The 13,965-nt window shown below is 65.8% G+C and carries 15 protein-coding genes; 5 read left to right on the top strand and 10 right to left on the bottom strand.

Annotated features, from left to right (window positions below; all coding sequences use genetic code 11):
• Positions 1-10: 10 nt before the first annotated feature.
• The 3 genes from CH293_RS00640 to CH293_RS00650 form a co-directional block, all read right to left on the bottom strand.
• The gene (locus CH293_RS00640; RefSeq protein ID WP_037111160.1) at positions 11-337 is read right to left on the bottom strand and encodes a hypothetical protein; all 327 of its coding nucleotides are present in this window, start codon (positions 335-337) and stop codon (positions 11-13) included.
• 62 nt (positions 338-399) lie between these two features.
• Positions 400-912 carry a 5-(carboxyamino)imidazole ribonucleotide mutase gene (gene purE, locus CH293_RS00645; RefSeq protein ID WP_026347956.1) on the bottom strand — a complete coding sequence of 171 codons (513 nt, stop codon included), beginning with the start codon at positions 910-912 and terminating at the stop codon, positions 400-402.
• The gene (locus CH293_RS00650; protein ID WP_255122643.1) at positions 909-2,108 is read right to left on the bottom strand and encodes a 5-(carboxyamino)imidazole ribonucleotide synthase; all 1,200 of its coding nucleotides are present in this window, start codon (positions 2,106-2,108) and stop codon (positions 909-911) included. Before CH293_RS00650 ends, purE begins: the two co-directional genes overlap by 4 nt.
• Before the next feature lie 185 nt (positions 2,109-2,293).
• Between CH293_RS00650 and CH293_RS00655 the strand changes: the two genes are divergently transcribed.
• Positions 2,294-2,857 (top strand): GtrA family protein, encoded by a 564-nt coding sequence (locus CH293_RS00655; protein WP_037111164.1) that lies wholly within the window; start codon positions 2,294-2,296, stop codon positions 2,855-2,857.
• 11 nt (positions 2,858-2,868) lie between these two features.
• On the opposite strand, the gene CH293_RS00660 is transcribed toward CH293_RS00655, so the two are convergent.
• The 4 genes from CH293_RS00660 to CH293_RS00675 form a co-directional block, all read right to left on the bottom strand.
• Positions 2,869-4,191, bottom strand: coding sequence for a HAMP domain-containing sensor histidine kinase (locus tag CH293_RS00660; RefSeq protein WP_037111167.1), 1,323 nt, complete (start codon positions 4,189-4,191; stop codon positions 2,869-2,871).
• Positions 4,192-4,215: 24 nt separating this feature from the next.
• A complete protein-coding gene (locus tag CH293_RS00665; protein ID WP_019666142.1) occupies positions 4,216-4,896 on the bottom strand; it encodes a response regulator transcription factor in 681 nt (226 codons plus the stop codon).
• Between the two features lie 91 nt (positions 4,897-4,987).
• Positions 4,988-5,638 (bottom strand): PH domain-containing protein, encoded by a 651-nt coding sequence (locus CH293_RS00670; RefSeq protein ID WP_094719063.1) that lies wholly within the window; start codon positions 5,636-5,638, stop codon positions 4,988-4,990.
• Between the two features lie 86 nt (positions 5,639-5,724).
• On the bottom strand, positions 5,725-6,558 hold the full coding sequence (locus CH293_RS00675) for a biotin--[acetyl-CoA-carboxylase] ligase (RefSeq protein ID WP_094719064.1): 834 nt from the start codon (positions 6,556-6,558) through the stop codon (positions 5,725-5,727).
• 116 nt (positions 6,559-6,674) lie between these two features.
• On the opposite strand from CH293_RS00675, the gene CH293_RS00680 reads away from it, so the two are divergent.
• From CH293_RS00680 to CH293_RS00690, 3 genes are read left to right on the top strand one after another with little or no spacing between them, the layout of a single operon-like run.
• Complete coding sequence (locus CH293_RS00680) at positions 6,675-8,315, top strand: acyl-CoA carboxylase subunit beta (RefSeq protein WP_037111174.1); 1,641 nt, start codon at positions 6,675-6,677, stop codon at positions 8,313-8,315.
• 38 nt (positions 8,316-8,353) lie between these two features.
• Positions 8,354-8,644, top strand: a complete 291-nt coding sequence (locus CH293_RS00685; protein ID WP_037111176.1) for an acyl-CoA carboxylase subunit epsilon — start codon at positions 8,354-8,356, stop codon at positions 8,642-8,644.
• A 28-nt stretch (positions 8,645-8,672) separates the two neighbouring features.
• Entirely contained in the window at positions 8,673-9,365 is a 693-nt protein-coding gene (locus CH293_RS00690) for a nucleoside triphosphate pyrophosphatase (RefSeq protein WP_094719065.1), read from the top strand.
• Here CH293_RS00690 and CH293_RS00695 read toward each other — a convergent pair.
• The gene (locus CH293_RS00695; protein ID WP_020112133.1) at positions 9,351-9,797 is read right to left on the bottom strand and encodes a flavodoxin domain-containing protein; all 447 of its coding nucleotides are present in this window, start codon (positions 9,795-9,797) and stop codon (positions 9,351-9,353) included. The genes CH293_RS00690 and CH293_RS00695 overlap by 15 nt on opposite strands.
• Before the next feature lie 65 nt (positions 9,798-9,862).
• Complete coding sequence (locus tag CH293_RS00700; protein ID WP_094719066.1) at positions 9,863-11,239, bottom strand: hypothetical protein; 1,377 nt, start codon at positions 11,237-11,239, stop codon at positions 9,863-9,865.
• A 143-nt stretch (positions 11,240-11,382) separates the two neighbouring features.
• Here CH293_RS00700 and CH293_RS00705 point away from each other — a divergent pair, with 143 nt between their 5' ends.
• Positions 11,383-12,681, top strand: coding sequence for a glycosyltransferase (locus CH293_RS00705; protein WP_094719067.1), 1,299 nt, complete (start codon positions 11,383-11,385; stop codon positions 12,679-12,681).
• Here the strand turns inward: CH293_RS00705 and CH293_RS00710 are convergent.
• Entirely contained in the window at positions 12,666-13,832 is a 1,167-nt protein-coding gene (locus tag CH293_RS00710; protein WP_255122639.1) for a hypothetical protein, read from the bottom strand. The genes CH293_RS00705 and CH293_RS00710 overlap by 16 nt on opposite strands.
• Positions 13,833-13,965 lie beyond the last annotated feature (133 nt).

Consider the following 13,965-nt stretch of genomic DNA (forward strand, 5'->3'; position numbering starts at 1 on the left):
GCTTCACTCGTCACTCCGGTCGTCGGATGCGATAGCCGCCGTCGGCCAGGCCTGCCTCGATCTCGTATCTGTTTCTCGCGCCCGGTCGACGGATCTCTTCGACGAGATAGCGCGGCGCGAAGGCGATGCCGTATCGCGCCCACTGATCGGCGTGGACGGCCTCGTGGCGCAATACCCGACGGGACACGTTGGAGTTCGTCAGGTAGACACCGCCGATCGTCGTCCCACCGCGCCCGAAGCCGTACCGCATCCCGGACGCGACGAACAGTGCACTCGGCTCGTCGAACTCGACTCTCGCTCGCCACAGGCCCGCGTAGGCAAGCGCCAGCCAGGTCACGACGACGACCTGGCGCCGACCGCGTGAGGCACGGCGTACGCGCGCCCGGAGCGAAAGCGGCACTATCCCAGCAGCTTGGCGCGCAGTGCGGCGTCCTTGTCCTCGACCATCCGCTCGAGCCCGGCCTGGAACGAGGCCATCCGCTCACGGAGAGCAGCGTCGGATGCACCGAGGATGCGTACAGCGAGCAGGCCGGCGTTACGCGCACCGCCGATGGACACCGTCGCCACCGGAACACCTGCCGGCATCTGCACGATGGACAGCAACGAATCCATGCCGTCGAGATACTTCAACGGCACCGGAACGCCCACGACCGGCAACGGCGTCGCCGACGCCACCATGCCGGGAAGGTGAGCAGCTCCCCCGGCTCCCGCGATGATCACCTTCAGTCCGCGTTCGGCGGCAGTGTTCGCGTAGTCGATCATGCGTTGCGGAGTGCGATGCGCGGAGATGACGCCGACCTCGAAGCGGACACCGAATTCTGCGAGGGCTTCCGCCGCGGCCTCCATGGTCGGCCAATCCGAGTCGCTTCCCATGATCAGGCCGACCTGAGGGCCCGTCGAATTGTCGCTCATGCGTGCGGATCCCATCCGTCGGTCCATTCCGCGTGCGACATCCAATGCGCGGCACGCTCTGCCTTTTCTCTGATCGCGGCCACATAGGCTGCGTCGTCGGCGCGTCCGCCTGCCGCGCCGAGCACGTTGACGTGGCCGATCTTGCGATCCTTGCGTTCGCCTTTGCCGTAGAGGTGCACCTTGGCGTCGGGCATCCGGGCGAACAGGTGATGCAGCCGCTCGTCCATGCTCATCGTGGGCGCCTCGGGTGCGCCGAGGATGTTCGCCATCACCGTCACCGGCGCCACGGGCGACGTGTCGCCGAGCGGATAGTCGAGAACGGCTCGCAGGTGCTGCTCGAACTGCGAGGTCCGGCAGCCGTCCATGGTCCAGTGCCCCGAGTTGTGCGGACGCATCGCGAGCTCGTTGACGAGGATGCGCCCGTCCGTCGTCTCGAAGAGTTCCACCGCCATGGATCCGACTACACCAAGTTCTGCGGCAAGGCCCAGAGCCATGCGCTCGGCGTCGATGGCAGTGTCCTCGTCGAGACCTGGCGCGGGCGCGATCACCACGGCGCACTGTCCGTGTCGCTGAACCGTCTCGACGACGGGCCACGACGCACCCTGGCCGAACGGCGAGCGCCCGACCATCGCGGACAGCTCGCGGCGCAGATCGACCTTGGTCTCGACCATCAGGGGCACGCCGAGATCGAGCTGTCGACCGACGATCTCCTCGGCTTCCTCGGCGTCGGCTGGCATCCACACGCCTCGGCCGTCGTATCCACCCCGAATTGCCTTGACCACGACGGGCCAGCCGTGTTCTTCGCCGAACTCGGTCACGTCGCCGGCCCAGGTCACCTCCGCGAACTCGGGGCTCGGGATGCCGAGATCAGCGAGCTTGCGGCGCATCTTCAGCTTGTCCTGCGCGTAGATCAACGCCGACGGCGGTGGCTGCACGTTGACACCCTCGGCGACGAGAGTCTCCAAGTGCTCGGTGGGCACATGCTCGTGATCGAACGTCACCGCGTTCGATCCCGTTGCAGCGGCCCTGAGCGCGTCGAGGTCGTCGTGGTGTCCGAGCACCACGTCCGCACTGACCTGTGCAGCGGGCTCGTCGGCACCGGCGGACAGCACTCGAAGCGTCTGTCCGAGCGCAACGGCTGCCTGGTGGGTCATCCTCGCGAGCTGGCCGCCACCGATCATCGCCACGACAGGCATTCCGTTGGTGGACGGACGCGGAGTACTGGGACGCGGGTTCGCCGCGTCGGAGGGGAAATGTGGACCGGTCACGGCTTCCTATCGTGTCATGTGAGGCGGATTCGACCGTCGTTGGCCTGAGAGAAGTCTGATGATCTGCGCGCCGGTTCGTGAAATCGAGGTGTCGTTTCGTAGACTTCTCCGTTGTGCCCTCGATCGACAGTGTGATTCACCGCCTCCCCGGTCCAATTCGGGAGCTGGCGATTCGTCACAGCGAACTGATCAAATTTGCCATCGTCGGCGGCACGACGATGGTGTTCGACCTCGCCATCTTCTACTCGCTCAGCCTCACGGTGCTCGAACCCAAGCCGGTGGTGGCCAAGGTCATCTCCGGTGTGATGGCGACGATCCTGAGCTACATCCTCAACCGTGAGTGGGCGTTCAAGAACCGAGGCGGACGCGAACGGCACCACGAGGCACTCCTGTTCTTCACGATCAGTGGCATCGGCGTGATTCTTGCCGCGGCGCCTCTGTTCATCGCCAACAACCTGTTCGACATCCGTGAAGGCCACACGAGCCTCACCATGCTGGTGATCGTCGACTTCGTGCTGAACTACATCATCGGCAACCTGATGCAGATGGCGTTCCGATTCTGGGCCCTGCGCAAGTTCGCCTTCCCGGAAGAGAACGCGCGCGGAGCAGCCGCTGGATCCACCGATTTCGACCCCACCGAGGAAGAAGCCGCCGAGGAACAACTCGGCCACAGCTGACTTCCCGCCGGCTACCGCGGCTCGCGAGTGCGGGGCGCTCCCATGCTCTGATCCCGCGAAGCCGGCAGGAACACCGAGAACATCGCGGGGCGTCGACGCTGCAGTTCCAATCGACCACCGTCGGCCTCCACCAACGCCCGAGCGAGCGCGAGCCCGACGCCGGTGGATCCCGCACCGGAGAATCCGCGGTCGAAGATGTGCGGCGCCATGTCGTTGCTGACGCCGTCCCCCTCGTCGGACACCTCCACACAAGCGAGAGCTTCCCGTCGTCGCTCCGCGGTGTCCACCGCGGGCACGAGCCGAACGGCCACCGTGCACGTACCGCCGCCGTGCGACAGCGCGTTGTCGACCAGCACGGACACCGCTTCTCGCAGCCGCGATCCGGTCACCGACGCCGTCACACCCACGTCACCTCGCAGAACCAGCTCACGCCCGGCGTCCTCGAAATTGCGCTGCCATTCCGCGACGAGACCGGTCAGCTCGGCGATCACGGGAACTTCCTCGGCTCCGGCCGAACCGTCGCTACGCGACGACCGGACCAATTCGTCGATCGCCAGTGTCAGTCGGTCCACCTGGGCCATCGCCTCGTCCGCCTCCTGAACGACGTCCGGGTCCGGGTGGACCGACAATTCGTCGAGGCGCAGGCGGACGGCGGTGAGCCGACTTCGCAGCTGATGCGACACGTCGGCCACGAGGGAGTGCTCACGCTGCAAGCGTCCGGAGATCTCCACCGTCGCGGAGTCGAGCACCTCGGACACTCGGTCGAGTTCGGCGATTCCGTGCCGGGTGGGATCCGGTCTGAAATCGCCCTCCGCGAGTCGGGCGGCTCGGCGCGCCACGTCCTGCAGTGGGTCGGCGAGCCGTTTCGCGGTGAGGACCGCGATGGCCGTGCCCGCGAGGATCGAGGCCAGCACCACCAGCCCGACGGCTCCTACCGCCTGCCGCTGCAATGTCCGCATGTCGTCGGACGGCACCTCGAGCCGTAGTGAGCCCGACGTCCCCATCGACAAGGACTCGACCAGCGGACGTGATACGAAAGGTTCGCCGATGTCGACACGCGACGCGGCATCCTGCGGGGTCGGGAACACCACGACGAGGCGCCCGGACTGCGGAATGGCCAGCCGTAGCGACCCGATGTCCAGGTCGCCGATCACCATTCCCGCTTCACCCTCCTGGGAGAGGATCTCCGACGCCATTCGATCGAGTCGACGCTGCAGGTCGTCGCGAGTGAAATCCTCGACCCACAGCCACGCGGTGTACATGAGCGGAAGGCCGAGCAGGAGCGCCGTGAGAATGACCACGGCGAGAATGGATTGGAGAATGCGACGACGCATCGTGTCGGCTGCTCTGCTTTTCTACTAGTCGCTGTTGATCCGGAACCCGACTCCACGCACCGTCGCGATGCGGCGCTCGGCGACCGAACCTTCGTCACCGATCTTTCGGCGAAGCCACGACATGTGCATGTCGAGTGTCTTCGAACCGCGCAGTTCGGCGTCACCCCACACCTCACGCAGAATGGTCTCGCGGGGAACGACCTGCCCCGCATGTTCGAGGAGCACCTTGAGCAGCTCGTATTCCTTGTTGGCGAGCGAGATCTCGTTGCCGCCGACGAGCACGCGTCGAGCAGCGGGCTCGAGCCTGATGTCGCCTACCTCGATCGGCCCGTCTTCGCCGGTTCCTCGTCGGCGCAGCAGCGCACGTACCCGCGCCATGAGCTCTGCCAACCGGAACGGCTTGCCGACGTAGTCGTCGGCGCCCGCGTCGAGCCCGACGACGAAATCCACCTCGTCGGTGCGTGCGGTGAGCATCAACACCGCCAGATCCGAGCTGTTGGCGCGTACCTGCCGGCAGACCTCGAGACCGTCCATCCCGGGAAGGCCGAGGTCCAGAATCAGGAGGTCGTAGTTGCCGTCGAGAGCACGCTGAAGAGCAGCGGGGCCCGTCTGTTCGACCGTCACCGTGTACCCCTCGCGGCCGAGGGCGCGGGACAGTGGCGCGGCAATAGCTTCGTCGTCTTCGGCAAGGAGCACATCGGTCACTCGGTGAGCGTACGGCCGGAAACTGTGAGAATGATGTATTTACCCGCCCGCACCCGGGTTCCGCGGAACCGCTGCCGGCAAGCGGACACCGTCATCGACGCCGACCGGCCCGCCAACCGGGCCTGGCACCGTCCGGCGACGGCCCGTCCACCTCGTGGCCGAGCTCGTCTCCGTCGATATCGCCGGAACTGCGGTATTCCCCCGATCGATACTCCCCGGACCGCCGAAATTCCCCGGACCGCCGAAATTCCAGGGAGTCGAACACCTGTTGGTAGAGCAGCGAGTGCACCCGCTGCACCCGTGGAATGTCGTCGAACTCGAGCGGATCGTCGGACGCCGACGCGATGATGAGCGTGCCCGTGCCGAGCATCCGGTCGACCAGTCCGTGCCGGAACTGGACATTGCTGATGCGGCTCATCGGGATGTCGATGCCCGAGTGTGTGATGACACCCTGTCGAATGAGCACGCGACGGTCGGTGACGATGAAGTGCGTGCACTTCCAGCTGATCAACGGAGCGACGCAGCGCCACGCGACCAGAGCTGCCCATACCACGGCGACGACGATGACCGCCGTCGTCGACGCTGTGCCGTCCACTCGAGCGGAGGCCACTCCGATCCCGAATCCGGCCAGGGCGGTGACGACGATGAAGGTAGCCGCCGGAAGGACGAGCATCTTCCAGTGAGGGTGGTGGTGCAGTAGCAGCTCTTCTTCGTCTGCCAACGCATCCTGCGGATAGCCCATGCGGATCGCTCTCCTTCTCCGGTTCCGCCGTGATCCTGCCACGACCGCGCTGCCGATCGGTGGCCGATCGGAAGCCGTTCGAGGGGTCAGTCGGTGTCGACAGCTCGTAGATGAGTGACGTCGCCGGCAGCGACCGCGACGGTTCCGGTGTCGGCGTCGTCGGTGCGAACGACGATCCGGCCCTGATCGTCGACGTCGGTCGCCTCGCCGACCATCTGGCGGTCTCCCGGCAGCTCGACGCGCACGCGGCGGCCGATTGTGTCGCACCGCTCGCGGTAGCGGTGGGCCAGGTGTTCGGTGTTCCAGTTGGAGTTGCGCCAGGAGTCGATCTCCGCGCCGATCGCTCGGAGTATCGACCGCAGCAGCGTGCTGCGGTCGATGACGGCGGCGTTTTCCAACGCGAGCGACGTTGCCGTCGGGACCGGCAGTTCACTTTCGGTCATGGTGACGTTGAGGCCGATTCCGACGACGACAGAGGGGTTGGGGCCGTGCTCGGCCACCTCGGCGAGGATGCCCGCGACCTTACGGCCCTCGATGAGTACGTCGTTCGGCCACTTCAGTGCCGCGTCCACGGCGGCAACAGTGCGGAGCGAATCGACCACGGCCACACCGGCTAGCAGCGGAAGCCATCCGAGAACCGCCGGATCGATGCCTGGAAACTTGACGAGAACCGAGAACAGAAGTTGTGATCTCGGTGGACCCACGAAAGGCCGTGAGTGTCGTCCGCGCCCGCTGTCCTGTTGCTCGGCGACGAGGGCAGTCCGGTCGGCGAGGCCGTGTACCCGAGCAATGAGGTCGGCGTTGGTCGAACCGGTTTGCTCGACCACATCGAGCCTGGACCAGGAGGCTTGTGGTCCGTCGACGAGTGCCCGTCGGAGAGCGGCAGTGTCGAGCGGGGGGCGATCGAGGTTGGTCCACATGACTCAAGAGCATATGGGCTCACCGGTTCGATGGCCGGTGGCGCCGACTCCTGCTACCAACCGGTACGTGGCCCTCGGTAGGGCTCCCGTCACACCCGTGGTTAAAGTGTTTCCCCATGACCAGTGTTCAGGATTCGACTGCGCAGGGTACGGACGCCAAGCCCGACATTCACACGACGGCAGGCAAGCTCGCCGAACTCCGTAGCCGCCGCGAGGCCGCGATGGCACCGTCAGGCGCCGCCGCAATCGAGAAGGTGCACGCCAAAGGCAAGCTCACCGCCCGCGAACGCATCACCGCACTGCTCGACGAAGGTTCCTTCGTCGAGATGGACGCCCTCGCCCGCCACCGCTCCCAGAACTTCGGCCTCGCCGACAACCGCCCCTACGGCGACGGCGTCGTCACCGGCTACGGCACCATCGACGGACGCGACGTCTGCATCTTCTCCCAGGACGCCACCGTCTTCGGCGGCTCCCTCGGCGAAATCTACGGCGAGAAAATCGTCAAGGTCATGGACCTCGCCCTCAAGACCGGACGCCCCCTCATCGGCATCAACGAAGGCGCAGGCGCTCGCATCCAGGAAGGCGTCGTCTCCCTCGGCCTCTACGGCGAAATCTTCCACCGCAACGTCCAAGCCTCCGGCGTCATCCCCCAGATCTCCCTGATCATGGGACCCGCCGCAGGCGGACACGTGTACTCCCCAGCCCTGACCGACTTCGTCGTCATGGTCGACGGCACCTCCCAGATGTTCGTCACCGGACCCGACGTCATCAAAACCGTCACCGGCGAAAACGTCACCATGGAAGAACTCGGCGGCGCCCACACCCACATGGAGAAATCCGGCGTCGCGCACTACGTCGCCTCCGGCGAGCAGGACGCCCTCGACTACGTCCGCGACCTCCTCGGCTACCTGCCGTCCAACAACCGCGCGGATGCACCACGCACGATCCCGTCGGATCCGATCGACGGCGCCATCGAGGACAACCTCACCGCCGAGGACCTCGAACTCGACACCCTCATCCCGGATTCACCGAACACTCCGTACGACATGCACGAGGTCATCCGCCGCATCCTCGACGACGACGAATTCCTCGAAGTCCAGGAAGGCCGCGCCCGCAACATCATCGTCGGCTACGGACGCGTCGACGGCCGCTCGGTGGGCATCGTCGCCAACCAGCCCACCCAGTTCGCCGGCACGTTGGACATCGACGCCTCCGAAAAAGCCGCACGCTTCGTCCGCACGTGCGATGCGTTCAACGTCCCCATCATCACCCTCGTCGACGTCCCCGGCTTCCTGCCCGGCACGGGTCAGGAGTTCAACGGCATCATCCGCCGCGGCGCGAAACTGCTCTACGCCTACGGTGAAGCGACCGTCGGGAAGATCACCGTCATCACCCGCAAAGCCTACGGCGGCGCGTACGACGTCATGGGCTCCAAGCACATGGGCGCCGACGTCAACCTCGCCTGGCCGACCGCGCAGATCGCCGTCATGGGCGCCTCCGGAGCCGTCGGATTCGTCTACCGCAAGCAACTCCTCGAAGCCGCCAAGAACGGTGAAGACGTCGACGCACTGCGCTTGAAGTTGCAGCAGGAATACGAAGACACCCTCGTCAACCCGTACGTCGCCGCCGAACGTGGATACCTCGACGCCGTCATCCCGCCGAGCCACACCCGCGGACAGATCGTCTCCGCACTACGCCTCCTCGAACGCAAACAAGTCACCCTGCCCCCGAAGAAGCACGGCAACATTCCTCTCTGACACGTCTTACTACGACCACCGGAAGTGAGCTTGCATAGATGAGTGCACCCGCACGCGAAACAGATCTGACCGTCGCCGACGAGCTGATCGAGTCCGCCGACCTCGGCGCCGACGGAGCAGCTGCCGCGGCGTCGGCGATCCGTATCGTCAAGGGCGATCCTTCCGACGAGGAGATCGCTGCGTTGGTCGCGGTTCTGACTGCGGCGCAGGGCTCGGCGTCGGCACCCGCGGATACGCGTCCGGCCGAGTTGTGGGGATCTCCCGTCACCATGCACCGCACGTTCGCGCCGTTCTCGCCGTACTCGTTCGCTGCGTCGCGCCGCTACTGAGGCACGTGCCTCGGGGCGTGGACACACAATGACAACGTTCGTTCTTGCTTCGGCGTCGCCGGCTCGGTTGGGAGTCCTCCGAGCCGCGGGCGTCGACCCCGTCGTTCGGGTGTCCGGCGTCGACGAGGATGCTTTGACGGCCTCACTCGGTGAATCGGCGTCCCCCGAGGACGTCGTCGTGGCGCTGGCTCGCGCCAAGGCAGAGGCAGTCGTGAACGGCCTGAGCACTTCAGGCCCTGACCCTGCCCCGATTGACACTGCTCTGAACGACGCTGCTCTGATCGACGCTGCTCTGATCGACGCTGTGGTTGTCGGTTGTGATTCGATGCTGTCGATCGGCGGGGACCTCCAGGGCAAACCGCACACGGTCGACGTCGCCCGTCGACGCTGGCAGACCATGGCCGGGACGTCCGGCGAGCTCCTGACCGGCCACTCGGTCGTTCGCGTCCGCCACGGCCAAACGACGGCGGTGGTCGGTGCGTGCCATTCGACGACTGTTCACTTCGCGACACCGTCGGAGGCCGACCTGGAGACGTATCTGGCGTCGGGGGAACCTCTGGAGGTCGCGGGGTCCTTCACGCTGGACGGTCTCGGTGGGTGGTTCGTCGACCGCATCGAGGGTGACCCGTCCAGCGTCATCGGCATCGGCCTGCCCCTCGTTCGGCGATTGCTGAACGAGGTCGGCGTATCGATGTCCGATGTGTGGTCAGCCCGGCAGTAGTCCGGTGAGTTCGCGAGCCCACTCCTCGGCCAGAGCTTTCGGCTTGATGTTGGACGAGCTGTCGTGGCGTGCATGCTCGTGGACCTGCACAGCACCCAGTTCCACGAGCTTCTCTGCGATGATCTCGCCGCCACGGTTGAACGTGTCCTCGTAGATTCGGTCGCCGAGGCCGAACAGCGCGAACTTGAGCCCGGACAGGTCCGGTGCGTCCTCGACGAGTGCGTCGTAGAAGGGCTCGGCTCCCGTGGGCAGCTCGCCGTCACCGTAGGTGGAGCAGATGATGACGTGGAAGGCGTCGGTGTCGATCTCCGAGACCTCGTACTCGAGCATGTCGCGCACCTCGGCGTCGTGGTCCACCAGGATGTCGGCGATCTTGTCTGCCACTTCCTCGGCGGTACCGGTCTCCGAACCGAACAACACGACTACTGCCATGTTCACTTCCCCTTCGTCCGTAGCGCTGCACCGAAAAGGTGCGGAATCGGTGGATAAGCATAGCCTCACCAGAAAGTGGGCGTCAGCTGCCACCTGGTGTACTCGTCGGCGATCAGTTTCTTCAGATGTTCCCGGCCGGGGTACAGGTCCGGGTCCAGACCGGTCACACAGAGCGTCGCCGTCTCGCCGCACGTGTTCCACCAGACACTGACGCCGCCCTTGGTACGCCGCAGCAACTCCGCCGTGGTGTTCTGCGTGATCGAGCGCATCGCGACCGACTCCGCCACGGCTCCGCCCACCGAACGCAGAGCGCCTCCGCGTGCACCCAGGTTGGAGCAGAGGCACAGCGGTGCGGTTGCCGACTTGGCTGCGCGCGCGACGACGGCGTCGGGCAACATCTGCATCAGCGGCTTCGTGAGCTCGAACGTGGTGGACCGGGTGGCGTCGGCGAGCGCTTGGAACGCCGCCTTGCTGTCCCGGCGAATGGGCCGGAGATCGTCGAGGTAGCCCCTGCCTCCGTCCACGACGATCGACACCCCGGACGTCGCGTTGGCACGGGTGTCGCCCGGAATGCGCGTGCTCACCGGAAGAGACACCTTGACTGCATCCGACTCCTTCACGCGGCCACCGGCCGTCAGAATGCCCAGGGCGACGGCCACCAACAGACTGTTGGCGCTACCCCCGGCCCTCGACGCTGCGGCCACCCATTCGTCCGTCGGGCAATCCACGACGACGGTGCTGGGAGAGAACTCCCCCGTTGTCCGTGCTGCCACAGGTAGCTTGCCTGCTCGCTGCTTGTCCACCACAGCCGGCTTGTCCACCACAGCCTGCGTACCCGCCTTCGAGGCGGACGGGGTGCTCGCACCCGGAAGCACGCCGCGCACGGTTCGGCCGAGTGCTCTGGCGGTGCCGGACGCCGCGGCCCGGAGTTGCCCGGCAGCATCGCGGAGGTCGGAGGTGGGTGCGGTGTCGAATGCCGAGGCGAAGTCGTCGGGATCAGAGGGTCCTCTCAGCGCTGCGATGGCTGCAGACGTCAGGGCGCCACCGTCACCGACCACGTGGGAGGCGACGAGAGACAGCGCGGACCCTCCGTTCTCGAGGTCCGTGTACGCGAGTTGCCACACCGGTCCGCTCGTGGGGTCGAGAGCGACCGTCGCGCGCTCTTCCATCCACTCGGCGAGCGCGTGCGCGGGAATGGCTCGCGCGCCTCGGAGTAGGGGCAGTGTCGACTCGGCCCGCACCCATCGGTCTCGTGCACCCGGAACCGACACTCGGTGTACGGCTCGATCGATCGGTCCGCCTGCGAGGTTCCGCCACGTCGAGTCCAGTACCTCGGAGTCGATCGGACCTGTGAAGCGCCAGACGATCTGATTGACGACGGGAACGTCGAGGACGCACTCCATCCGGAGGAACAGGTCGTCGTCGTACGTCAATCTGGTCACCGAGAAAGGGTATCGGAGAACGCGTGGTTGGAAACACCCGCGTGGTTCGAAACACCATTGCGCCCGTGCGTGTTACGCGACGTTCACCACTCGTGCGGTAGGTTTCAGTTCTGCGTGCGAGGACGCGGCCGAGGAGGGCGGAAATGAAGTTCGTGATGCCGTTCACAGGCAGCCGTGGGGACGTCCAACCAGGCCTGGTCGTGGCGTCCGAGCTGTCCGCTCGTGGGCACGATGTCACCTTCGGCGCACCTCCCAACCTCGTCGCGTTCGCCGAGGCAGCAACGGCGGACCATGCGTCCGTGTCCGTGGTGCCGTTCGGTCCGGATACCCGAGCGCTTCTGGAGTCGGATCTGGTGCGCACCCGAATCAAGTCGAAGAATCTTCGAACGCGGTGGGCCGCGTTGGCGGAACTGGCCAATTTCGGATGGGACGACATGGCCGAGAGCGTGCTGCTGATGGGTGCGCACGCAGACATGGCGATAGCCGGCACCCTCGGCCAGGAATTGGTCTTCAATTATGCTGAGTCACAATCCATTCCTTTCGCAGCATTGCATTATTGCCCCATCCGATCGAACCGGTCGATGTCGGTCGTGCCGTCGCGCACGATGCCCGGTGTTGTCAATCGAACGACGTGGCGGATCCTCGAGTCCATGCGGTGGAACTCGATGAAGAAGCGAGAGAACACTCAGCGCCGCGCCCTCGGACTGGGGAATGCGTCGCGCCCCCTCCCCGAACGGATCGAGTCGTACGGCGGGATCGAGATCCAGGCATACGACTCTGCGTTCTTCCCCGGTCTCCGGCAGGAATGGGAGGACAGGAGACCGTTCATCGGGTTTCTCGAACCGGGCGGAAGCGAATCGTCGCACAGCACCGGAGTTCTCGGTGCCGATCCGATCCCCGCATCGCTTCGATCCTGGATCGAATCCGGGACTGCGCCGGTGTACTTCGGATTCGGCAGCATGCCGGTCAGGGATCCGACGGGGTTGGTGAGAATGATCGAGGACGTCTGCGCGCGCGGTGGATACCGGGCGATCGTCAGTTCGGGTTGGAGCGCACTCGACGAACGCGTCGATGCCGACAACAGCGTTGCCATCGCCGGCTCCGTCGACCACGGCGCCTTGTTTCCGTTGTGTCGGGCTGCAGTTCACCACGGCGGCGCGGGCACGACTGCCGCGAGCGTTCGGGCGGGGTTACCGACCATGGTGTGCTGGTTCAGCGCGGATCAACCGTTCTGGGGTGCCGCTCTGACGAGAACCGGCGCTGGGTGCTCGGCGAAGTTCGTCGAACTCGACCGGGACACTCTCGCCGCAGGCATCGAGACGTTGATGCGCCCCGACACCGCGTCACATGCACGACAATTGGCCGCGGCCATGACAACTCCGGCCGACACGCGTCGCACCGCCGTGCGGTTGATAGAAGGTGCCGTTCACCAGAATTCGTGACCGATCCCCCAGCGTCCGAGAACCTCTGACACCACTTCTCGGACGTCCTCGTCGCTCGCCATTCGGTCCGGATCCATCCCGTGCATGCTGATCGTGATCGCAGCGTCGGTCTCGGTCGCCCAGGCCGTGGAACCACCGCCGAGCTGTCGTGCGAATTCGGCGTCCGCTCCCGAGAACGTCGCTCTGGCAGACACTCTCGTTGCTCGCACTCCGCCGATGGAGACAAAGTCGTCGGAGAGCCGACCGAGGTTGGAACACAGTCCCTCGGCGCCGTCCGCGGGGACGGGCAACCGTCTCGCCACCGCGTCGGGCAACATCTGGACGAGGGCCAACGGAACCGGCCCGGTGGCCGCGCCCACAGCCTGTCGTGCGGAGAATTCCTGGAATGCAGTTTTGCTCGCTTTCCGGATGCCAGTGAGATCACGGTCGGCAGGATCCGGCACGGGCACTCGCACGGCGATTATTTTCGTGGAGTTCGAATCGACGTCCGACGAGCGCCGATCGTTGAAGGGAAGCGACCACCGCAGTTCTTCTCCGGGCCGTGCGCGGCCCAGCGCAGCGGACACCGACGTCATGACGGCGATGAACAACGAATTGGACGTACCACCCCACTGTGCGGCCGCCGCCGTCCACTCGGACGCCGAGCAGCTGACCACGACGTAGGGCGGACTCCACGGCTCCGACGTCTCGGGCACATCGGTTCGGCTAGGTGCGTCGGGCGCGATCGGCGCTTCCGCTGATGACGGTTCTTCGTCAGCCGTACGTCGGACGACGGAAGTGACAGCCTGGGCGGATTTTCCCGCGAGCCACGTCGCGATCGGCCGGAGCTGGCCCACGGTGTCCGTGATGTCGGACGCGATCGAGTCGATCAGCGACGGCTTGTCACCCAGACGAGCCGAGTCCCCCACCGAGACGCCAGTGGATGCGCGTTCGACGGCGGCGACCATAGCCGCGCCGTCGGCAACCATGTGCGAGCAGACCAGAGACACGACCGTGCCGCCGTCTGCAACCGGAGCTGCGGACAGCTGCCATCCGATCCCCGCTTCCGGGTCGATGTCGGCGGAGATACGCTGTTCCGCCCAGCATCGAACCGCATCCGTCGGGACCGAATTGGTGGAGTAGTCCAGCGGTAACGACGTGTTCGAGGTCACCCATCGGTGCCTTGCCGTGGGAACGGTAGGCGGAAGTACCCGTCGCGAGAGCAATCCCGCAGACAGGTTCGCGTGCAGTTTTGCGAGCTCCGCGACTTCTACTGGGCTGTCGAACCGCCACACGAACTGATTG

This window comes from Rhodococcus sp. 14-2470-1b (assembly GCF_002259415.1).
GTDB lineage: Bacteria > Actinomycetota > Actinomycetes > Mycobacteriales > Mycobacteriaceae > Rhodococcoides.